The organism is Mesorhizobium sp. BR1-1-6 (assembly GCF_020165355.1).
GTDB lineage: Bacteria > Pseudomonadota > Alphaproteobacteria > Rhizobiales > Rhizobiaceae > Mesorhizobium.
In genome coordinates this window covers 21,573-38,779 of sequence record NZ_JAIUHZ010000019.1, presented here as the reverse complement: position 1 = coordinate 38,779, position 17,207 = coordinate 21,573, and the positions used below count along the sequence as shown (strand labels likewise).

At 61.5% G+C, this 17,207-nt stretch carries 18 protein-coding genes and 1 tRNA gene; 14 read left to right on the top strand and 5 right to left on the bottom strand.

The annotated features are described in order from the left end of the window. Window positions 1-451: 451 nt before the first annotated feature. Entirely contained in the window at window positions 452-751 is a 300-nt protein-coding gene (locus LB545_RS25360) for a DUF1236 domain-containing protein (RefSeq protein ID WP_140493726.1), read from the top strand. Between the two features lie 173 nt (window positions 752-924). Here LB545_RS25360 and LB545_RS25355 read toward each other — a convergent pair. Together LB545_RS25355 and LB545_RS25350 are read right to left on the bottom strand one after the other, a co-directional pair. Beyond that, window positions 925-1,010, bottom strand: a tRNA-Leu gene (locus tag LB545_RS25355). Between the two features lie 134 nt (window positions 1,011-1,144). Further along, window positions 1,145-1,723: an NUDIX domain-containing protein gene (locus LB545_RS25350; RefSeq protein ID WP_140522089.1), complete on the bottom strand. Its 579-nt coding sequence runs from the start codon at window positions 1,721-1,723 to the stop codon at window positions 1,145-1,147. Window positions 1,724-1,876: 153 nt separating this feature from the next. Here LB545_RS25350 and LB545_RS25345 point away from each other — a divergent pair, with 153 nt between their 5' ends. The 3 genes from LB545_RS25345 (at window position 1,877) to LB545_RS25335 (ending at window position 3,658) form a co-directional block, all read left to right on the top strand. Beyond that, complete coding sequence (locus tag LB545_RS25345) at window positions 1,877-2,980, top strand: NADH:flavin oxidoreductase/NADH oxidase (protein ID WP_224706019.1); 1,104 nt, start codon at window positions 1,877-1,879, stop codon at window positions 2,978-2,980. Between the two features lie 130 nt (window positions 2,981-3,110). After that, window positions 3,111-3,389 carry a DUF982 domain-containing protein gene (locus tag LB545_RS25340; RefSeq protein WP_032920128.1) on the top strand — a complete coding sequence of 93 codons (279 nt, stop codon included), beginning with the start codon at window positions 3,111-3,113 and terminating at the stop codon, window positions 3,387-3,389. Between the two features lie 29 nt (window positions 3,390-3,418). Beyond that, window positions 3,419-3,658: a DUF2188 domain-containing protein gene (locus tag LB545_RS25335; RefSeq protein ID WP_140493732.1), complete on the top strand. Its 240-nt coding sequence runs from the start codon at window positions 3,419-3,421 to the stop codon at window positions 3,656-3,658. Window positions 3,659-3,765: 107 nt separating this feature from the next. On the opposite strand, the gene LB545_RS25330 is transcribed toward LB545_RS25335, so the two are convergent. Next, the gene (locus LB545_RS25330; RefSeq protein WP_140494988.1) at window positions 3,766-4,062 is read right to left on the bottom strand and encodes a hypothetical protein; all 297 of its coding nucleotides are present in this window, start codon (window positions 4,060-4,062) and stop codon (window positions 3,766-3,768) included. A 171-nt stretch (window positions 4,063-4,233) separates the two neighbouring features. After that, the gene (gene wrbA, locus LB545_RS25325) at window positions 4,234-4,833 is read right to left on the bottom strand and encodes an NAD(P)H:quinone oxidoreductase type IV (protein WP_140517663.1); all 600 of its coding nucleotides are present in this window, start codon (window positions 4,831-4,833) and stop codon (window positions 4,234-4,236) included. Window positions 4,834-5,007: 174 nt separating this feature from the next. Between wrbA and LB545_RS25320 the strand changes: the two genes are divergently transcribed. From LB545_RS25320 to LB545_RS25275, 10 genes are all read left to right on the top strand, one after another. After that, window positions 5,008-5,751, top strand: a complete 744-nt coding sequence (locus LB545_RS25320) for a competence/damage-inducible protein A (RefSeq protein ID WP_140517664.1) — start codon at window positions 5,008-5,010, stop codon at window positions 5,749-5,751. A gap of 81 nt (window positions 5,752-5,832) precedes the next feature. After that, window positions 5,833-6,666: a universal stress protein gene (locus LB545_RS25315; protein ID WP_140493736.1), complete on the top strand. Its 834-nt coding sequence runs from the start codon at window positions 5,833-5,835 to the stop codon at window positions 6,664-6,666. 113 nt (window positions 6,667-6,779) lie between these two features. Continuing rightward, window positions 6,780-7,280, top strand: coding sequence for a xanthine phosphoribosyltransferase (gene gpt / locus LB545_RS25310; RefSeq protein WP_140493737.1), 501 nt, complete (start codon window positions 6,780-6,782; stop codon window positions 7,278-7,280). Window positions 7,281-7,489: 209 nt separating this feature from the next. Then, on the top strand, window positions 7,490-7,978 hold the full coding sequence (locus LB545_RS25305; protein ID WP_140493739.1) for an NUDIX hydrolase: 489 nt from the start codon (window positions 7,490-7,492) through the stop codon (window positions 7,976-7,978). Between the two features lie 107 nt (window positions 7,979-8,085). Beyond that, window positions 8,086-8,397: a PilZ domain-containing protein gene (locus LB545_RS25300; RefSeq protein WP_140493741.1), complete on the top strand. Its 312-nt coding sequence runs from the start codon at window positions 8,086-8,088 to the stop codon at window positions 8,395-8,397. A gap of 666 nt (window positions 8,398-9,063) precedes the next feature. Beyond that, window positions 9,064-12,831, top strand: a complete 3,768-nt coding sequence (locus LB545_RS25295) for a vitamin B12-dependent ribonucleotide reductase (RefSeq protein ID WP_224706018.1) — start codon at window positions 9,064-9,066, stop codon at window positions 12,829-12,831. A 298-nt stretch (window positions 12,832-13,129) separates the two neighbouring features. Further along, window positions 13,130-14,086, top strand: coding sequence for an adenylate/guanylate cyclase domain-containing protein (locus LB545_RS25290; protein ID WP_224706017.1), 957 nt, complete (start codon window positions 13,130-13,132; stop codon window positions 14,084-14,086). A 116-nt stretch (window positions 14,087-14,202) separates the two neighbouring features. After that, window positions 14,203-14,583, top strand: coding sequence for a hypothetical protein (locus tag LB545_RS25285; RefSeq protein ID WP_224706016.1), 381 nt, complete (start codon window positions 14,203-14,205; stop codon window positions 14,581-14,583). A 5-nt stretch (window positions 14,584-14,588) separates the two neighbouring features. Further along, a complete protein-coding gene (locus LB545_RS25280; protein ID WP_224706015.1) occupies window positions 14,589-15,395 on the top strand; it encodes an E2 domain-associated cysteine-rich protein in 807 nt (268 codons plus the stop codon). 8 nt (window positions 15,396-15,403) lie between these two features. Next, complete coding sequence (locus tag LB545_RS25275; RefSeq protein WP_224706014.1) at window positions 15,404-15,988, top strand: Pycsar system effector family protein; 585 nt, start codon at window positions 15,404-15,406, stop codon at window positions 15,986-15,988. Window positions 15,989-16,036: 48 nt separating this feature from the next. On the opposite strand, the gene LB545_RS25270 is transcribed toward LB545_RS25275, so the two are convergent. Further along, complete coding sequence (locus LB545_RS25270) at window positions 16,037-16,906, bottom strand: TIR domain-containing protein (RefSeq protein ID WP_224706013.1); 870 nt, start codon at window positions 16,904-16,906, stop codon at window positions 16,037-16,039. Window positions 16,907-17,207: the final 301 nt, after the last annotated feature.

Sequence of the window (17,207 nt, the reverse complement as noted above, 5' to 3'; positions counted from 1 at the left end):
GATTGACATCAGCCACCCTTCGACGGATTCGCCGATGCGGACGGCACTTTGGCTTTGGGAGCGTCAATCTTGACGCCAAATATTTTTTCCGCCTGCCAGAACAATGGCCACGGCAGCGCTGCCGCCAGAATTTACCACAGCGGGGCCGGCTGCCATGATCGGCCTCCAGTTGAAGATCATTAGCAAACGCAACGCACGCTTCCTACCGGCGGTTCCACTGCTAGGGCTTGGGTCCTATTGAACATGCGACCAAAGTCAGATCGCGGCGCGCAAAAGGCCCAAACCCACGGTTGTTTGGAACCCACGCGTCTAAGAGCGATTGCCTGACAGGCCATTGAACGATGGTTCCCCTGATCGATGGCCAGCATTGGGAGCCCTTGCCAATCCCTGGCAATCCTTCGGGCGCCACCGCGCTTCGCGTCAAGCCCAACGAGAGAGAAAGGAAGCAACAATGAGAACCGATCTTACAACCGTCGTAGCGGGATTCCTGCTGCTTGCCGGCATCGGTGCCGCCGCCGCACAGGATGTGGTCATTCAGCCGCAGGACGAAACCGTCATACAAGAATACGTAAAGAAACAGCCTCTGGCCTCAGTCAAGATTCCCGGCGTTGAGCTCAATGTCGGAACCGCCCTGCCCGACACGGTCGAGCTTCATGAAATTCCGAACGTCAAATATCGCTATGTCGTCGTGGACAATCACACCGTCGTCGTGGATCCCGGCACACGCAAGATCGTAAAGATTATCCAGTGAGCGCTTGAACGCCACGATCCGCCGTTTCAGGTCGGCGGATCGTGGCAACGTTCGCCGAGGGCCCATAGCCGACGGCGCGCCTCGGCGCACGGTCGCCGAGCCGCCGCTAAGAGACCCGGGTGGCACCCGTTGGTGGCGGCTAGGCTCTGCAGAGCATTGAAGTAGAGTTAAGGTGGTGCGGACGACGGGAATCGAACCCGTACGATCAGAGATCGAGGGATTTTAAGTCCCTTGCGTCTACCAATTCCGCCACGTCCGCGCGCCTTTCGTTTCAACTACCTAGGCGATCTCGTCAATCGGGGCCATGCAGTCCCCAAAAAGCGTTGTGCAAAACACGTTCGTTTTCATTCGCCCCGCACCGATTCTTCCTCCCGCAGGGGCGACCGGTATCGGTCAAACAGCGATCGGATGGAGCTTCAGATGCTGGATCAGGATGATGGTCTTGGCGTCGATGATGCGGCCATCGGCAATGCCGGCCAGAGCCTCGTCGAGCGGCATTTCCAGCACCTCGATGTCCTCGCCTTCGTCCGCTGCGCCGCCACCGGCCGAAATGCGGTCGGCGGGCGAATAGAGGGCGGTGAAGAACCAGAGCCGCTCGGTGACGCTGCCCGGGCTCATATAGGGCGAAAACAGCCGCTCCACATGGTTCAGCCGATAGCCGAGCTCTTCCTCCGCCTCCTTGCGGATGCAGGTCTCCGGATCGTTTTCGTCGAGCAGTCCCGCGCAGGCCTCGACCAGCGGTTCGCGGTGGCCGGTGACATAGGCGGGATAGCGGAACTGGCGCACCAGGAGCACGGTTGAACGCTGGGGATCATAGGGCAGGATCACCGCGCCATCGCCGCGATCGTAAGTCTGGCGAATTTGTGTCTCCCATTGTCCGTCGCGGCGACGGTAGTCGAGGACGGTCTTCTTCAGAATCGCCCAGTCGTCGGATAGGATTTCTTCAGAACGGATGCGGATACGATCTTCCATCGGCTGCCTCCACGTTGCCCGGGAGGCGTAGCCGCGAACCGGCGTTCGCGCAATCGGGGCAGCGGTTGGTCCAGTAAGCATTTCACTCTCTCGTGTGTGGCATGGCGGCGATCGATCGCCTAAATAGCGCATCCTATTCCCGGAGTTTCGTTCATGACCACATCGCTTTTCCAGCCGATCACGCTCGATGGCTTGAGCTTTCCCAACCGCATCGCCGTCGCGCCGATGTGCCAGTATTCGGCCGAGGACGGCTCGGCGAGCGACTGGCATCTCCACCACTGGATGAACCTGGCAATGTCCGGCGCCGGCATGGTCACGGTCGAGATGACCGATGTCGAGCGGCGTGGCCGCATCAGCCATGGCTGCCTCGGCCTCTATTCCGAAGACAATGAAGCCGCTGCGCGCCGCGCCCTGGACGCAGCAAGGCGCGTGGCCGCACCCGGCACCAAATTCGGCACTCAGCTTGCCCATGCCGGCCGCAAGGCCTCGAACCGCAAGCCCTGGGAGGGGGGCGGACCGCTGCAGCCGAACGAGGATCCCTGGCAGACCGTCTCGGCCTCGGCAATCGCCTACGATACCGGGTGGAACGTGCCGCGAGCGCTGGAGGAAGAGGAGATCCTCCAGCTCATCGAGCGGTTCGCCGAGTCGGCGAGGCGGGCCGAACGCGCGGGCTTTGACTTCATCGAGCTGCACGCGGCGCACGGCTATCTGATCTTCCAGTTCCTGTCGCCGCTCTCCAACCAACGCACGGACCGCTGGGGCGGCTCGCTGGAAAACCGCATGCGTCTTGTCGTCGAGATCGCCAAGGCGGTGAAAAAGGCAGCGCCAAAACTGATGCTGGGCGCCCGGCTGTCGGTCAAGGATTGGGTCGATGGCGGTTTCGACGTCGAGGATGCGATCGAAGTGGCGAAAGCGCTGAAGGCCGAGGGCGTCGCTTATCTCTGTTGCTCGAGCGGCGGCAATTCACCCTTGCAGAAACTGCCCTCCGGGCCCGGCTACCAGGTGCATCTGGCGGAAGCCGTGCGCGGGGGCGCCGGCATCCCTACCCGCGCGGTCGGTCTGATCGACGATCCCAAGCAGGCAGAGGCGATCATCGCCGAAGGCCGCGCCGACATGGTTGCGCTGGCGCGCGCCTTCCTCGCCGACCCGCGCTGGGGGTGGCGAGCGGCCGCCACGTTCAGCGAGACGATCCATCCCGCGCCGCAGCTCGCACGCTCGGTGACGACGATGCAGCACTGGATGAAGGCGGCGGGCTGAGCGCCCTTCCGAGCAGCGCGGAACGCGTCGTCGGACGACCGCCGCAATAGAGCTTCCAAGGAGGTCTGGGACGTTTGGGCGCAGGCTGAGGACACGGTTGCAACCAAATTGACTGCTTTGCGTTGCGGCCATGATGGACAACAAGCCTTTTGAAACACCGGTCGTGGTCGAACTCGGCCATGTCGGCAAATATCGCCACATCCGCAGTACCCAGGAGGCGGCGGAGTGCCTGATGACGGTTTGGCCGCTCAATCGCGGCCCCCGTCATCGTGATGCTCTCGACACTTGCCTCAAAGTGCTGGAAGGTTATCGTTCGACAGCGGATGCGCGCCGGGCCCTTATCGAAGCCGCCAGGGAATCGGAAGTGCTGGTGCCAGACGACAAGCTGTCCGACGACCGCCTGCATTGAGCGGACGGACCTTTAAACCGGAGGTTTTGATGGCGAAGCTGACTTACAAGATCGTCGAGCATGACGGCGGCTGGGCCTACAAGGTCGGAGCGACCTTCTCGGAGACGTTTCCCACGCATCAGGACGCGTTGCGGGCCGCCGAGATCGCTTCAGCCGAGCAGCAGGTCGCGGGGTCGACGGACGGCATCCAGTACGAGGATGCCGACGGCAAATGGCATGAGGAACTGGCTGATGGACGCGACCGGCCGCAGACCGAGGTTTCCGACTGATCTTTCAGCCCAAAGCCCGATCGCCCCAAAGGCCGGCCGCCCCGGAGCGCCGACCGCGGACGTCGGGAGAGAAAACGTCCTACGGTCAGCAGGGAGCTTACGGCTGATTATTTGCCGCAGTACTGGTCATTGACGTTGCCTTGAGCATTGGCGTCCGGACCTGGAGTGTTGTGAGCACATGGGCCCATCCCACCGGTATTGCCTTGGGTGCTCAACCCGGAGCCGTATGCGTTGATGCTCCCGGTGGTGCTCTGGTCGATGGCTGATGAATCCTCATTGCCGAACAGCGACCAATTGTTCCACCAACTGTCATGGTTGTAATACCTGCCGTCAGTCGACTGCGCCATCGCCGATGTGGCAAGACCGGCCGTCAGAACGAATGCCGCGAAAAGTTTTTTGTACATTGGATCACTCCGTTTTGTCTTCGTCGCCTTGGGTGCGACACGGGGCAAACCAGTCATCAGCCGAATGGTTCCTTGAATTCCTTGTGAAGCGTCGGTGAAGCGACGATCCACGGCGTGGACCACAAGCATCGCCAGCAGGAGCAACGCCGGCAGGCACCGGCGGCACAACGATCAGCCGTGCAGCTTCGCGGCGATTTCGGCGACGCGCCCGCCCTGGAACTTCGCGCCTTCGAGTTCCTGCGCCGAAGGCTGGCGCGAACCGTCGCTGTCGCTTGTGGTGGTCATGCCGTAGGGCGCCCCCCCACGCACGACATCGTTGCCCATCTGAGCCTGATAGGCATAGGACAGGGGAACGATGATCATGCCGTGGTGCTGAAGCATGGCCTGGGTGCTGATCAGCGCCAGTTCCGCGCCGCCGTGCTGGGTCGCGGTCGAAGACATCACCGAGCCGATCTTGTTGATCAGCGCGCCCTTGACCCATAGCGGGCCGGTCTGGTCGAAGAAGTTCTTCAGTTGCGCGCACATCATTCCGTAACGCGTCGAGGCGCCGACGATGATCGCGTCATAGTCGCTGAGTTCCAGCGGGCTGGCGATCGCCGCTTCCTGGTCGAGCTTGTAGTGGGCGGCCTTGGCGACCGCTTCGGGCACGAGTTCGGCGACGCGCTTGATGGTCACCTCGGCACCGGCTTCGCGAGCGCCTTCGGCTGCGGCCTTGGCCATCTGCTCCATGTGACCCCAGCTCGAATAGTAGAGAACAAGTACTTTGGCCATTTGCGTCTCCTTGACGTGATGATCCTCGTCCGCCCGGCCACGCCAGGGTACTTAGGGCGCCAATATTCGGGGAATACCGCGTAGGCGGGCACAGTTTGTTAACCGGTCGGGTGGCATTGCCGCTGGCCGCGTGCCGCGCTATTTCAGGCGACCCCGTTTTTGCCGGAGCCTTCGATGTCTGAAATCGTTACCGCCGCCATGCTCGTCATCGGCGATGAGATCCTGTCCGGCCGCACCAAGGACAGGAATATCGGCCATCTGGCTGACATCATGACGGCCATCGGCATCGACCTGAAGGAGGTGCGCATCGTTCCCGATGAGGAAGACGAGATCGTCGCAGCGGTAAATGCAGTGCGGGCCCGCTATACCTATGTGTTCACAACCGGCGGCATCGGCCCGACCCATGACGACATCACAGCCGATTCGATTGCCAAGGCCTTCGGCGTGCCGTGCGAATACGATGCCAAGGCCTATGCCCTGCTGGAAGCAAGCTATGCCGCTCGCGGCATCGAATACACCGAGGCCCGCAAGCGCATGGCCCGAATGCCGCGCGGCGCCGACCATATCGACAATCCGGTGTCGGTCGCGCCCGGATTCCGCATCGGAAATGTCCACGTGATGGCGGGCGTGCCCTCGATCTTCCAGGCCATGCTCGACAATGTCGTGCCGACGCTGAAAGCCGGCACGAAAATGCTGTCGGCAGCGGTGCATTGCCCGTTCGGCGAAGGTCTCGTCGGCGGGCCGCTGGGCGAGATCCAGAAAGCGCATCCGGACACGATCATCGGCTCCTATCCGAAATACGGCGACGGCAAGTTCTGGACCGAACTGGTGGTCCGTGCCCGCAGCCAGCAGGCCCTGGACGCTGCGCGCGCCGATGTCGAGGCGATGGTGGCCGGCTTTGCCAGCAGCGCGAGCTGATCCGGTCCAGGCCGGAACCAAGCACAACGCGGCGACGTTTCCTTGCCGCGGGCGGATCGCTCGCAAAATGAGGGGATCACCATGCGCTTCAAGACCATCGTCGCCATTCTGCAGAACGAGCAGGACGCGGAGCGCGTGCTCGACTTCGCCATTCCGCTTGCCGGCCGCTTCCAGAGCCATCTGATCGGCATCCACGCCGAAGCGCTTCCGGTGCCCTACACGTCGGCCACCGGCTTTCCCGACACCGAGTTCCTGCAGGTTTCGGCCGACATGAACCGCGAACGGGCCGAAAAGCTGCGGGCCGCGTTTCTCAGGCATATCGAGAATTCCGGCCTGTCCTTCGAATGGCACAGCCTGGAGAGTTTTTCCGGCGACAGCGCCCTGACCGGCATTTCAAGCGTGCGTGCCGCCGACCTGATCATCGCCGCGCAGCGCGAGACGGGCGGCGATGCGAGCGCCGACGTCGACACACTGGTCTACGACGCCGGACGGCCGGTGCTGGTAGTGCCGCACCTGGGTCCACTGATCACCACCTTCAAGCGTGTGCTGCTTGCCTGGAACGGCAGCAAGGAGGCCGCACGCGCCGCCTTCGATGCGCTGCCCTTCATCATCGAGGCCGACAAAACCGACATTCTGGTCATCGATCCGCCGGACACGCTCGATGAACGCCCCGAGGCCGCCGGAGCGGAAATCGCTTCCGCCTTGTCGCGTCATGGCGCCAGCGTGAGTGTCTCGGTGCAGAGATCGGGCGGCACCTCGGTCGACGAGGTGATCCAGACCAGGATCGCGGAGACCGGCGCCGATTTGCTGGTGCTTGGCGCCTACAGCCACTCGTGGCTGCGCCAGCTCCTGTTCGGCGGAGTGACGCGCTCCGTGCTGCGCACCGCGCCGGTGGCGGCTTTCCTGTCGCGGTAAGTTCACAGTGTCGTTTGCGGCCGCTCTTGCCAAGCGCGAGGTTTTCCAGTTACTTCCGCGCGCATTCCCCTGTTTTCTGCGCGCGACCGCGCGTGCTGCGGAGTGCGCGAAAGATGTCCCTTCCCGAAAAAGCCTTTCCCGTCTCCTGGGACCAGTTCCACCGCGATGCGCGCGCGCTCGCCTGGCGGCTTGCCGGCACCAACAAGGCGCAATGGAAAGCGATCGTCTGCATCACGCGCGGCGGCCTCGTGCCGGCGGCGATCATCTCGCGGGAGCTTGGCATACGCGTTATCGAGACGGTCTGCGTCGCCTCCTATCATGACTACAGCAGCCAGGGTCAGCTGCAGGTGCTGAAGGAGGTCACGCCGGCCCTGCTTGCCGACGACGGCGCGGGCGTGCTGATTATCGACGACCTGACCGACACCGGCAAGACGGCTGGCATCGTGCGCGCCATGATGCCGAAGGCGCATTTCGCCACCGTCTACGCCAAACCGAAGGGGCGGCCGCTGGTCGATACTTTCGTCACCGAGGTCAGTCAGGATACCTGGATCTATTTTCCCTGGGACATGGGCTTCACCTACCAGAAGCCGATCGCCGACGATCACGCCGGCTGATTCGCGGCAAGCAACCTGCTGCAAATCGAGCCGCAGGGAAGTCTCATCCACTAGGCAAAGGGTCTCGCGAGGCTGGCTGGCGCGCGGAAATCGGCGTCTATTGGCGAAAATCGGCCATCCTGATGAAAGTTTTTACTTTTATTGCCGACAATTGGCCGTAAGATTCGTGAGACGGCAAACGATTCTGGAGGCTGGGGCTAGCTTCTCCGATGCTGACGAGGCCAACGACGCACAACCATCTGGCCGAAAGGGTCCGGCGACTCTTCGGCACCGCGCCGTGCCGTCTGCAGGTAGCCGCCCTGCCCTGGCGCGAAACCGGAAACAGCGTCGAGATCATGCTGATTACCAGCCGCGATACCGGCCGCTGGGTGCTTCCGAAGGGCTGGCCTGAAGCCAGGGAGCCGCTTTGCGAAGCCGCGGCGCGCGAGGCTGTCGAGGAAGCCGGACTGCGCGGGACGATCTCGCATCTCGAGGCCGGCCGCTACTTCTACGCCAAGGCCCTGGCCTCCGGCGAGGAAGTGCCATGCGAGGTATTGGTGTTCCCGCTGCATGTCGACAAGGTCGCCGACCATTGGAAGGAAAAACGCTCCCGCACCCGCAAATGGGTCAGTTCGAGCGAAGCGGTGCGCATGGTCAACGAACCGGATCTTTGCCAGATCATCGCCTATTTCTGCGCCGACCCGCGTCGGTTTGCCTGAACCGGGACCGGCCGCGCCACCAAGCAGCTCGGACGGGGGCGCCTGCGGCGTGAATGCTTTTCTAATGAAGACGTAATAGGATCTGATCCGATCCTGGCGTTTTACCGATGACAAATCCCGCAAATCCCAATCCAGAGAGATCCGACGAGCACAAGCGCGAGCATCGCCAGCGCGTGCTCAAGGGCGGCACGATCATCACGGGCATCTCGAATTCGGAAGTTGGCTGCACGCTGCGCAATCAAAATGAAGGTGGCGCCGAACTCAAGGTTCCGCCCGAAGCAACGATTCCGGATCATTTCCTTCTCTATGTGCCCGTCGACGGCATCGGCTATCGATGCGAGGTCCGCTGGCGCCGCAACGGCCGGATCGGGGTGCACTTCACCGGAACCGAGCCGAAGCCCAGGACGCATTACGGCTGATCCGCGACGTCGGATGCGCCAGATGGTCTGTGCCTGGATCACGCCCCGGAGCCGTCGCGAAGCCTGACAAGCGCGTCTTTGTCCCCTCGGCCGGGGGCTACCGCGGCAGCTCCATTCTATCCCCGTTATCCACATGTGTGACACACAAGATGTTGAGGTCACAAAAGCTACGCAAACGAATCCTTGACGGCGCAAAACGAGTCGCCTTTTATAGGCCATGCGCTCCTGTTGAGAGCGCGACCGGAAAGTTCTGAGCCCGGTCTTTTTCCCGGATTATGTGCGTTTTTCCCCACATTTCCGCCTGTTTACGAGGCTGGCGGAAGCGTTGGGATTGTGGGGCGTGGGCGATAAAAGGGAGAATTGTCGGACTGGAATAAATTGTCTGTTAACACTATATTTAGTGTTTGCAGGCAGGTTCGACGCTAGATAATGTGAATTTCCCTCGAGTGAGGGAATCGGAAAAAATCAGTTTTGAGGGACCCGCGGGTTCGTCGGTGAGTTGGACAGGCGCTTCGCAAGAAGTTTGACCAGCAAGGCGGACGAAGACCGCGAAAATGGAGAGCCGGCCGTTTTCGAACGCCGGCAGACGGCGGACATGCGCGTTTCGCATTGGGAGCAGAAATCTCCTGACGAAAGCGCTATATATAGACAAAAGGGACCGGACCAATGCGCATCGAGCGTCGTTTCACCAGACAGGGACAATCGGCTTACGCGGAGATCGAATTCCGCAAGGCGCTCTCCGAGATCAAGAATCCGGATGGCTCGGTGGTGTTCCGCTTGGACAATATCGACGTGCCGGCGCAATTCTCCCAGGTCGCCGCCGACATCCTGGCGCAGAAATATTTCCGCAAGGCCGGCGTCCCCGCGCGGCTGAAGAAGGTCGAGGAGAACGATGTTCCCTCCTTCCTGTGGCGCTCAGTCGCCGACGAGGCCGAACTTGCCAAGTTGCCGGAAGCCGAGCGCTACGGGTCCGAGATCGACGCCCGCCAGGTCTTCGACCGGTTGGCCGGCACCTGGACCTATTGGGGCTGGAAGGGCGGCTATTTCAAGTCGGAGGAAGACGCGCGCGCCTTCCGCGACGAGCTTGCCTATATGCTGGCCACCCAGCGCGTGGCGCCGAACTCGCCGCAATGGTTCAACACCGGCCTGCACTGGGCCTATGGCATAGACGGCCCGAGCCAGGGCCACTTCTATGTCGACCCGTTCACCGGCAAGCTGACGAAGTCGAAATCCTCCTACGAGCACCCGCAGCCGCATGCCTGCTTCATCCAGGGCGTGCAGGACGACCTCGTCAATGAGGGCGGCATCATGGATCTGTGGGTGCGCGAGGCGCGCCTGTTCAAATACGGCTCGGGCACCGGCTCCAATTTCTCGCTGCTGCGCGGCGAGGGCGAAAAGCTGTCCGGCGGCGGCCGTTCGTCCGGCCTGATGAGCTTCCTCAAGATCGGCGACCGCGCCGCGGGCGCCATCAAGTCGGGCGGCACGACGCGCCGCGCCGCCAAGATGGTCATCGTCGACGCCGATCACCCCGACATCGAGGAATTCATCGACTGGAAGGTCAATGAAGAGCAGAAGGTCGCCTCGCTGGTGACCGGCTCCAAGATCGTCAAGAAGCATCTCGAAGCGATCATGAAGGCCTGCGTCAACTGCGAAGGCCATGACGACGACTGCTTCGACCCCGCCATCAACACGGCGCTGAAGCGCGAGATCAAGGCGGCCAAGAAGGACGCGGTGCCGGAGAACTATATCTACCGCGTCATCCAGTTCGCCAAGCAGGGCTACACCTCGATGTCGTTCAAGACCTACGACACCGACTGGGATTCCGACGCCTACCTCACCGTGTCGGGCCAGAACTCCAACAATTCGGTGTCGCTGAAGGACAATTTCCTGCGCGCCGTCGAGGATGATGCCGACTGGCATCTCACCGCCCGCAAGGACGGCAAGGTGCTGAAGACGCTGAAGGCCAGGGATCTCTGGGAAAAGATCGGCTACGCCGCTTGGGCATCCGCCGATCCGGGCCTGCACTTCAACACGACGATGAACGACTGGCACACCTGCGCATCCGCCGGTGCGATCCGGGCCTCCAACCCGTGCTCGGAATACATGTTCCTCGACGACACGGCCTGCAATCTCGCCTCGATCAATCTGCTCCCCTACCGCAATGCCGACGGCACGATCGACATCGCTGCCTATGAGCATACGGTCAGGCTGTGGACCATCGTGCTGGAAATCTCGGTCATGATGGCGCAGTTCCCGTCAAAGGAGATCGCCAAGCTCTCCTACGACTACCGCACGCTGGGCCTCGGCTATGCCAATATTGGCGGCCTGTTGATGACCTCGGGCATTCCCTACGATTCCGATGAGGGCCGCGCCATCTGCGCCGCGCTCACCGCCGTCATGACCGGCACCGCCTACGCCACCTCGGCCGAGATGGCGTCCGAACTCGGCGCCTTCCCCGATTACGACCGCAATGCGCAGAACATGCTGCGCGTCATGCGCAATCATCGCCGCGCCGCCTATGGCGACAAGGACGGCTACGAGAAGCTGGCCGTCAACCCGGTGCCGCTGGTCGCTTCCGACCTCAAGCAGCAGGAGTTGGCGACGCACGCCAAGGCTGCCTGGGACCGCGCCATCGAACTCGGCGAGGAGCACGGCTATCGCAACGCGCAGGCGACCGTCATCGCGCCGACCGGCACGATCGGACTGGTCATGGATTGCGACACAACAGGCATCGAACCCGACTTCGCGCTGGTGAAGTTCAAGAAGCTTGCCGGCGGCGGCTATTTCAAGATCATCAACCGCGCCGTGCCGGAAGCGCTGCGCACGCTGGGCTATTCGGAAAGCCAGATCGCTGAGATCGAGGCCTACGCCGTCGGCCACGGCAATCTCAACCAGGCTCCCGGCATCAACCCCGGCTCGCTCAAGGCCAAGGGCTTCACCGACGACAAGATCGCGGCGCTCAACGCGGCGCTGAAGTCGGCCTTCGACATCAAGTTCGTCTTCAACCAGTGGACGCTGGGCGCCGACTGGGTGAAGGAGACCTTTGGCTTCACCGACGAGCAGCTCAACGACTTCTCGTTCGAGATGCTGCCGGCGCTGGGCTTCTCCAGGAAGGACATCGAAGCCGCCAACATCCATGTCTGCGGTGCGATGACGCTTGAGGGAGCGCCCTTCCTCAAAGCCGAACACCTTCCCGTGTTCGACTGCGCCAGCCCCTGCGGCAAGATCGGCAAGCGCTCGCTGTCGATCAACAGCCACATCCAGATGATGGCGGCGGCACAGCCCTTCATTTCCGGCGCCATTTCCAAGACCATCAACATGCCGAACGACGCCACGGTGGAGGACGCCAAGAGCGCCTACATGCTGTCGTGGAAGCTGGCGCTGAAGGCCAACGCGCTCTACCGCGACGGCTCGAAGCTGTCGCAGCCGCTCAATGCCTCGCTGCTCGCCGATGGCGAGGAGGACGAGGACGAGGCAATCGAACAACTGGTCGCCGCGCCCGCCGCGCAGCGTGCGGTGCAGGTCACCGAAAAGATCGTCGAGCGCGTCGTCGAGCGTCTCTACCGCGACCGCGAAAAGCTGCCGAACCGCCGCAAGGGTTACACGCAGAAGGCGGTCGTCGGCGGCCACAAGGTCTATCTGCGCACCGGCGAGTTCGACGACGGGCGTCTCGGCGAGATTTTTATCGACATGCACAAGGAAGGCGCGGCCTTCCGGGCGATGATGAACAATTTTGCCATCGCCATCTCGCTCGGCCTGCAATATGGCGTGCCGCTGGAGGAATTTGTCGAAGCCTTCACCTTCACCAAGTTCGAGCCGGCCGGCATGGTGCAGGGCAATGACGCGATCAAGAACGCGACGTCGATCCTCGACTACGTGTTCCGCGAACTTGCGGTCTCTTATCTCAACCGCCACGACCTCGCCCATGTCGACCAGTCGGATTTCGACAAGACGGCACTTGGGCGCGGCATCACCGAAGGCAAGGCCACGCCCTTCTCCAAGGGCCTCTACCGCGGTGCCTCGCCGGTCAAGCTGGTGTCGGGCGCCGAACCCAAGGGATTCGGCGGTTCCGCCCCGGCCACGGCCCCTGCCCGCGTGGCGCCGACGGCCTTCTCCGGCTCCAACGTACTGGCGCTGAAGCCGGCGAGCGACGAGGCCATCGCCTACAAGCGGGACTATGAGGAACGCGCCAGGGAACTGGTCGAGGACATCGCCGAGGAGGAAGCCGGGGCTTCGGGTGCCGAAGGGCTGTTCTCCGACGCCGCCGCGCACGAGGCCGCGGAAGCCAAGGCGCTTGCCGCCACCCGACGCCAGCAATCGCTGATGCAGGGCTACACCGGCAACGAATGCTCGGAATGCCATAACTTCACCATGGTGCGGAACGGCACTTGCGAGAAGTGCGACACCTGTGGTTCGACGAGCGGGTGCAGCTGAGGACTGGCTAGCCTGACGCGTCACTGAATCTCGCTCAACGTCAAGGTAGATCGCTCGTTCGGCACACGAAGTCTGCTCACCTCGTGCAATAAGCCAGAAAAACTCAATTCCCGGGCGCGTTTCGCGCCCGGGAATGCCAACGGGAACAAATCAGGAATTGAACGCATTCCGAGCGAAATAAAGACCGCACAATCAACCGGATTGATTTCGTCGCAGCACGGTGTCCCGGTGTGAACTCACTTGAATTCATTGCGAAGTAGCTGGGCGATCCCAAGCGCCCTTGTCGATAGGAGTAGGTATGTCGAACAACTGGAAATATGATCGCGCCAAGGACGCGATCGATGCCCGCATTAAGGAAGTCGAGTCCGTGACCGTCGTGGACTACAAGCGGGACACATCGCTGAAATCGATACCGACAAACAAGGCGTACCGCATGGATGCGGTTCACCTCTATGTCGACATCCTGAACCTGAGAGGGATGCTGGAAAGCACGCAGTCGGAAGGCGAAACCTGCCACAAGCGAACGCTGCGGTTCCTCAACCTGCATTATCGGGCCGTCCATCGCATTCTGGCCGCCTCCGACGCAATCCGCGTAGACTTCCATAATCAACGGCTCCATGCCGTCGTCGCCAAGCCCTATGGCGAAGACGCGGAAGACGATCGCGTTAACCGTGCCGTCGCCATCGCACAACTGATCAGCGATGTCCTGCTTGAAACTGGCGATGACGACGAGAACATCCCGGCAGCCGAGGTTCGAATTGGCATCGACAGCGGCCGGGCGCTCGTCGTTAACAACGGCCGCAACGGCAACCGTGAACCGCTGTTCCTAGGTCGTCCCGCCAACATGGCAGCGAAGATCGCATCGAATGGGAGCGACACCGGCATATATCTGAGCAACGAGGCGAGGAAGGTAATCAGGCTCGAAGAGCTTGACGACGAAGACGTCCCTCTCACGCCGCTCGCGGAAGCCGAAATCGCAGATTGCCAGGAAGCGGCAAATCTTGGCCTGAGCAAGGATTCCGTCGTGTCCGACTGGCGTGCTGACAACAAGAAAAACCCGATCGGCGCTTTCGTGTTCAGCCGGGCGACCCCTCCTTTGCGCGACCTTGATATCTCGACGCACACATCGATGACGATCCGGAAGACGTCGTTCGCTGTCTCCACGTCATCCGTTCGGAACTCGACCGGGTCCTTTCCTCCGATTTCTCGGGACGGCGTATTCGCTTCATCGGCGATTGCATCCACGGCCACGTGATGGAGGGAACGGCCTACCAGACGTACACCGAGGATACGGTGTCTACCTCAGCCCTGTGTGCCGGAGGATTGCGCAGCAGCTTCGATCTGGCGCTCGAAAGACTTGGGGTGAGTCACGTGGACACCGACGATCTCGGACTAGCCATAGGCTTTGAATTCGGCCCGACGGCGATTACCCGACTGGGCATGCAGGGCGAGCGCGTTCGTTGCTCCACAGGTCGCGCCGTCCTCGATTCGGAAGCCGAGCAGAAGCGCTGCAAGGGCGAGCAAACCGCGATCGGAAAGGCGGCGTACGATGCTGGCCCGGAATCTGTACGGACACTCTTCGGGACATCACGCCGGAAATCCGGACTGACCTATGACGTGGTGCTTGAGGCGCTCACGGCCGAAGGCGACAAGGTGGCCAAAGCAGCGCATGTCGCCGCGTATGCCGCGAAGAGCCCGGCCATCGCCAGGGCTGCGGAGGAACCGTTCCGCCCACACTCGGAGGGGCGCTGACGGCAATGTCGGCCCTCGCCCTTCTGGCCGAAACTGCACGCGACAACCACTCGGATCTGGTGAGCCTGATCGACAATGTCGCGATCTTTGCCGTTCAACTGGTCAACGCGTCCGGTGCACCCGCAACGCGGTTTCTTATCAAGGTCATTGATGCCGGAGACAAGATAGTCGCAAAGGAGACAAAAGCCGAACACCTCCCCTCCTTCTGCCCGGAGCGCCACATCAACTTCGACGGCACGTTCTGTCTCTATTGGGTGGAGGCAGAACCGCATGAAATCACCAACGCAGAGGCCGCCGGGCGATGGTGGGGGAAGCTGCTCATTTTCCTTCTGAGGCAACGCACGGCGGCGGCACTTCGCAGCTGGCCCGGAAAAGGCGAAGCAAGAGCCCACGGGTCCGAAGCTGCGAGATACCAGGCGGCAGCTGAAGCCAGCGCCATAAGCTTAGGCGAGGCTTTCGAGAAGGCATTGAAGGAAGGGCGTCTCGCGACATTGCGAAGGAGGCTTGGCGGCCACGATCGATTGCGGCTTCTGCTCGACGGCAGGAGGCTGCTTACAGTCGACATCGAGAGCGGCCGCGTGATGACCCGGCGCCAGAGGTGCAAGTGTGACCAAGGAAGCGGATTGCCGCTGGTGGCATGCTCCGACCATGCGCAGGTGTTCGCCGACCTCGCGGCGGCGCTTAAAAACTGGCGCCTAGCCGAGGCGGAATTCTTCGACAGCTTCAAGGGCTCCTCCCTCAAGTGCTGCGGAACAATGGACGAGTGTCCCCTCCGGGACCTCGTCGGCACTGAACTGCCTGAAGCCGCATAGGAATTCCGATGGCTAAGGACGATCAGCAGGAAAGCTATGAAAAGGCCTTGGCCGCCAACCACGGTCGAATGATGGATCTCGTCAAATTCGCGGAAGCCAAGAACGCAGCACTGCTTACGTTCTGCTCCGTGTGGATGGGATTCATAATCGGAATCCTCCGTTCCACGGACGAGCCTCCGATCGGGTTTCGAGCTGCCTTTCTGGTGTCTCTGCCGTTGCTGGCAGTGGCAGCGGTGGTGACGCTCGCGTCCTTCCTTCCAAGATTGCTGCACCATCTTCGCCCTGAACGGAAGGAAACTAGCAACCTTCTTTACTTCGGCGACATCGCATCCCTGGAAATCGACGATTTCGGTCCGGCCGCCAAACAGCGGTACTACCCTGTAGAAGGACAGTCGTTCACCGCCGAATATCTGGATGACCTAGCTGTCCAGGTGGCCGTGCAGGCACGCATCGCCAATCGTAAATTCAAGACCTTCAACGCAGCCGGCCGCATGGTTCTGGCTTCGTTTGTCTGCATGGCAGCCCCGCCAATTGTCTGGGCTGTCCAGATCGTGTGGGAAGCCGGCGAGAACTGGGTGTCAGCTCTCCACTAGGCTAAGCTACTCGTCGGAGCTTGTTGCGACGCCGTATCGCCGGGTATGCTATCCATTGAATGGACCTAACCTGTTTATGTGGTCTCGCAGGTCATTGCAGGCCGGCCCCATCAAGGCAGCGGCGTCGTCCCCGGGCACATAGCGATAGGGGATCGTCGTTACGCCTGCCAAGTCGCTTGGAAGCTTCACTTTCTCCTCTCGGGGTTCCATCAGAATTGCGCGTTGACGGTTCAAGCGACCCATAAACAGACCAAGTTCGAAAACGACGTTATCCCTCGGGCTGGGCCAGTCCCTGCCTCTGCTTTCCGTCATGTCATCGGCATGCGCGACCGCAATCGCGAAATCGCACTTTTCCAACTCGTCCTCCAAACTTTGGAGGGGATAGCTCGCGACCTTGAACACCCCGTCGGTCCACGGAACGACCAGGAAGTCCCGGCTGAGTGCGTTCTGGATTATCCTTGCGACGGCCACGGCCTCGCCAGACGAGATCAGGAACACCCGAATCCTATCTCGATATGCGCCGATCGTCGCGTTCCGCTGCAACAGCCGCCTGGAGAGCTCCCTGGCGATGAAGCGATACATTTCCGGATAGCGGGAGGCGATTTCGGTGAATTGCCCTTCGCTCAACCGGGCTACGACGGAGGCTTCGCTCGCAGCCACCATCGCCGATCTTCTCTGTGTCGGCTCAATGGCGGCCATCTCGCCGACACAGTCGCCAGGGCCACGGGCGGCTACCCGACGGCCGTTAACAACGACTTCGAACGAGCCCGCGATGATGAAATAAACGTCATTGTCGTGGCCGCCTTGCTGGATGAGTACCCGCCCCTTCCCCAAGGAGATCAATTCAACGGCGTCAGCCAGCTCTTCGGCCAGTGCACCGTTGCCCGAAACCAATTTCTGCCCGCGCAGAGCCTCCACTCGAAGCCGCCGCCCACCTTCGCCGACGAATCTGTCAATCACCCCAGCCCTCAGAACTTCCAGTAGTAAGTAGACGAATAGATCACATCGTTATTGTGCTTAGTCCACTTCCATGATTTCCACATGTTCGTTCCGTTTGAAAGCTTCTGACCGTCATCCAAATAGTTATACACACGATCGGTGATCCAGGTCGGGTAATCTGCGCTTTCGGCGGTCAACTTGGTCGCCAGGTTTGCCGAATTGCCAACCCACACAAGGTCGTTGTCGCCGACGGTGTTGCCTACGAATATGATGAGGGCCT

What these genes read in the sequence shown, in the direction of transcription:
- LB545_RS25360 (WP_140493726.1), top strand. Translation starts at nt 452, where the DNA reads ATGAGAACCGATCTTACAACCGTCGTAGCGGGATTCCTGCTGCTTGCC.
- LB545_RS25350 (WP_140522089.1), bottom strand. Translation starts at nt 1,723, where the DNA reads ATGGAAGATCGTATCCGCATCCGTTCTGAAGAAATCCTATCCGACGAC.
- LB545_RS25345 (WP_224706019.1), top strand. Translation starts at nt 1,877, where the DNA reads ATGACCACATCGCTTTTCCAGCCGATCACGCTCGATGGCTTGAGCTTT.
- LB545_RS25340 (WP_032920128.1), top strand. Translation starts at nt 3,111, where the DNA reads ATGATGGACAACAAGCCTTTTGAAACACCGGTCGTGGTCGAACTCGGC.
- LB545_RS25335 (WP_140493732.1), top strand. Translation starts at nt 3,419, where the DNA reads ATGGCGAAGCTGACTTACAAGATCGTCGAGCATGACGGCGGCTGGGCC.
- LB545_RS25330 (WP_140494988.1), bottom strand. Translation starts at nt 4,062, where the DNA reads ATGTACAAAAAACTTTTCGCGGCATTCGTTCTGACGGCCGGTCTTGCC.
- wrbA (WP_140517663.1), bottom strand. Translation starts at nt 4,833, where the DNA reads ATGGCCAAAGTACTTGTTCTCTACTATTCGAGCTGGGGTCACATGGAG.
- LB545_RS25320 (WP_140517664.1), top strand. Translation starts at nt 5,008, where the DNA reads ATGTCTGAAATCGTTACCGCCGCCATGCTCGTCATCGGCGATGAGATC.
- LB545_RS25315 (WP_140493736.1), top strand. Translation starts at nt 5,833, where the DNA reads ATGCGCTTCAAGACCATCGTCGCCATTCTGCAGAACGAGCAGGACGCG.
- gpt (WP_140493737.1), top strand. Translation starts at nt 6,780, where the DNA reads ATGTCCCTTCCCGAAAAAGCCTTTCCCGTCTCCTGGGACCAGTTCCAC.
- LB545_RS25305 (WP_140493739.1), top strand. Translation starts at nt 7,490, where the DNA reads ATGCTGACGAGGCCAACGACGCACAACCATCTGGCCGAAAGGGTCCGG.
- LB545_RS25300 (WP_140493741.1), top strand. Translation starts at nt 8,086, where the DNA reads ATGACAAATCCCGCAAATCCCAATCCAGAGAGATCCGACGAGCACAAG.
- LB545_RS25295 (WP_224706018.1), top strand. Translation starts at nt 9,064, where the DNA reads ATGCGCATCGAGCGTCGTTTCACCAGACAGGGACAATCGGCTTACGCG.
- LB545_RS25290 (WP_224706017.1), top strand. Translation starts at nt 13,130, where the DNA reads ATGTCGAACAACTGGAAATATGATCGCGCCAAGGACGCGATCGATGCC.
- LB545_RS25280 (WP_224706015.1), top strand. Translation starts at nt 14,589, where the DNA reads ATGTCGGCCCTCGCCCTTCTGGCCGAAACTGCACGCGACAACCACTCG.
- LB545_RS25275 (WP_224706014.1), top strand. Translation starts at nt 15,404, where the DNA reads ATGGCTAAGGACGATCAGCAGGAAAGCTATGAAAAGGCCTTGGCCGCC.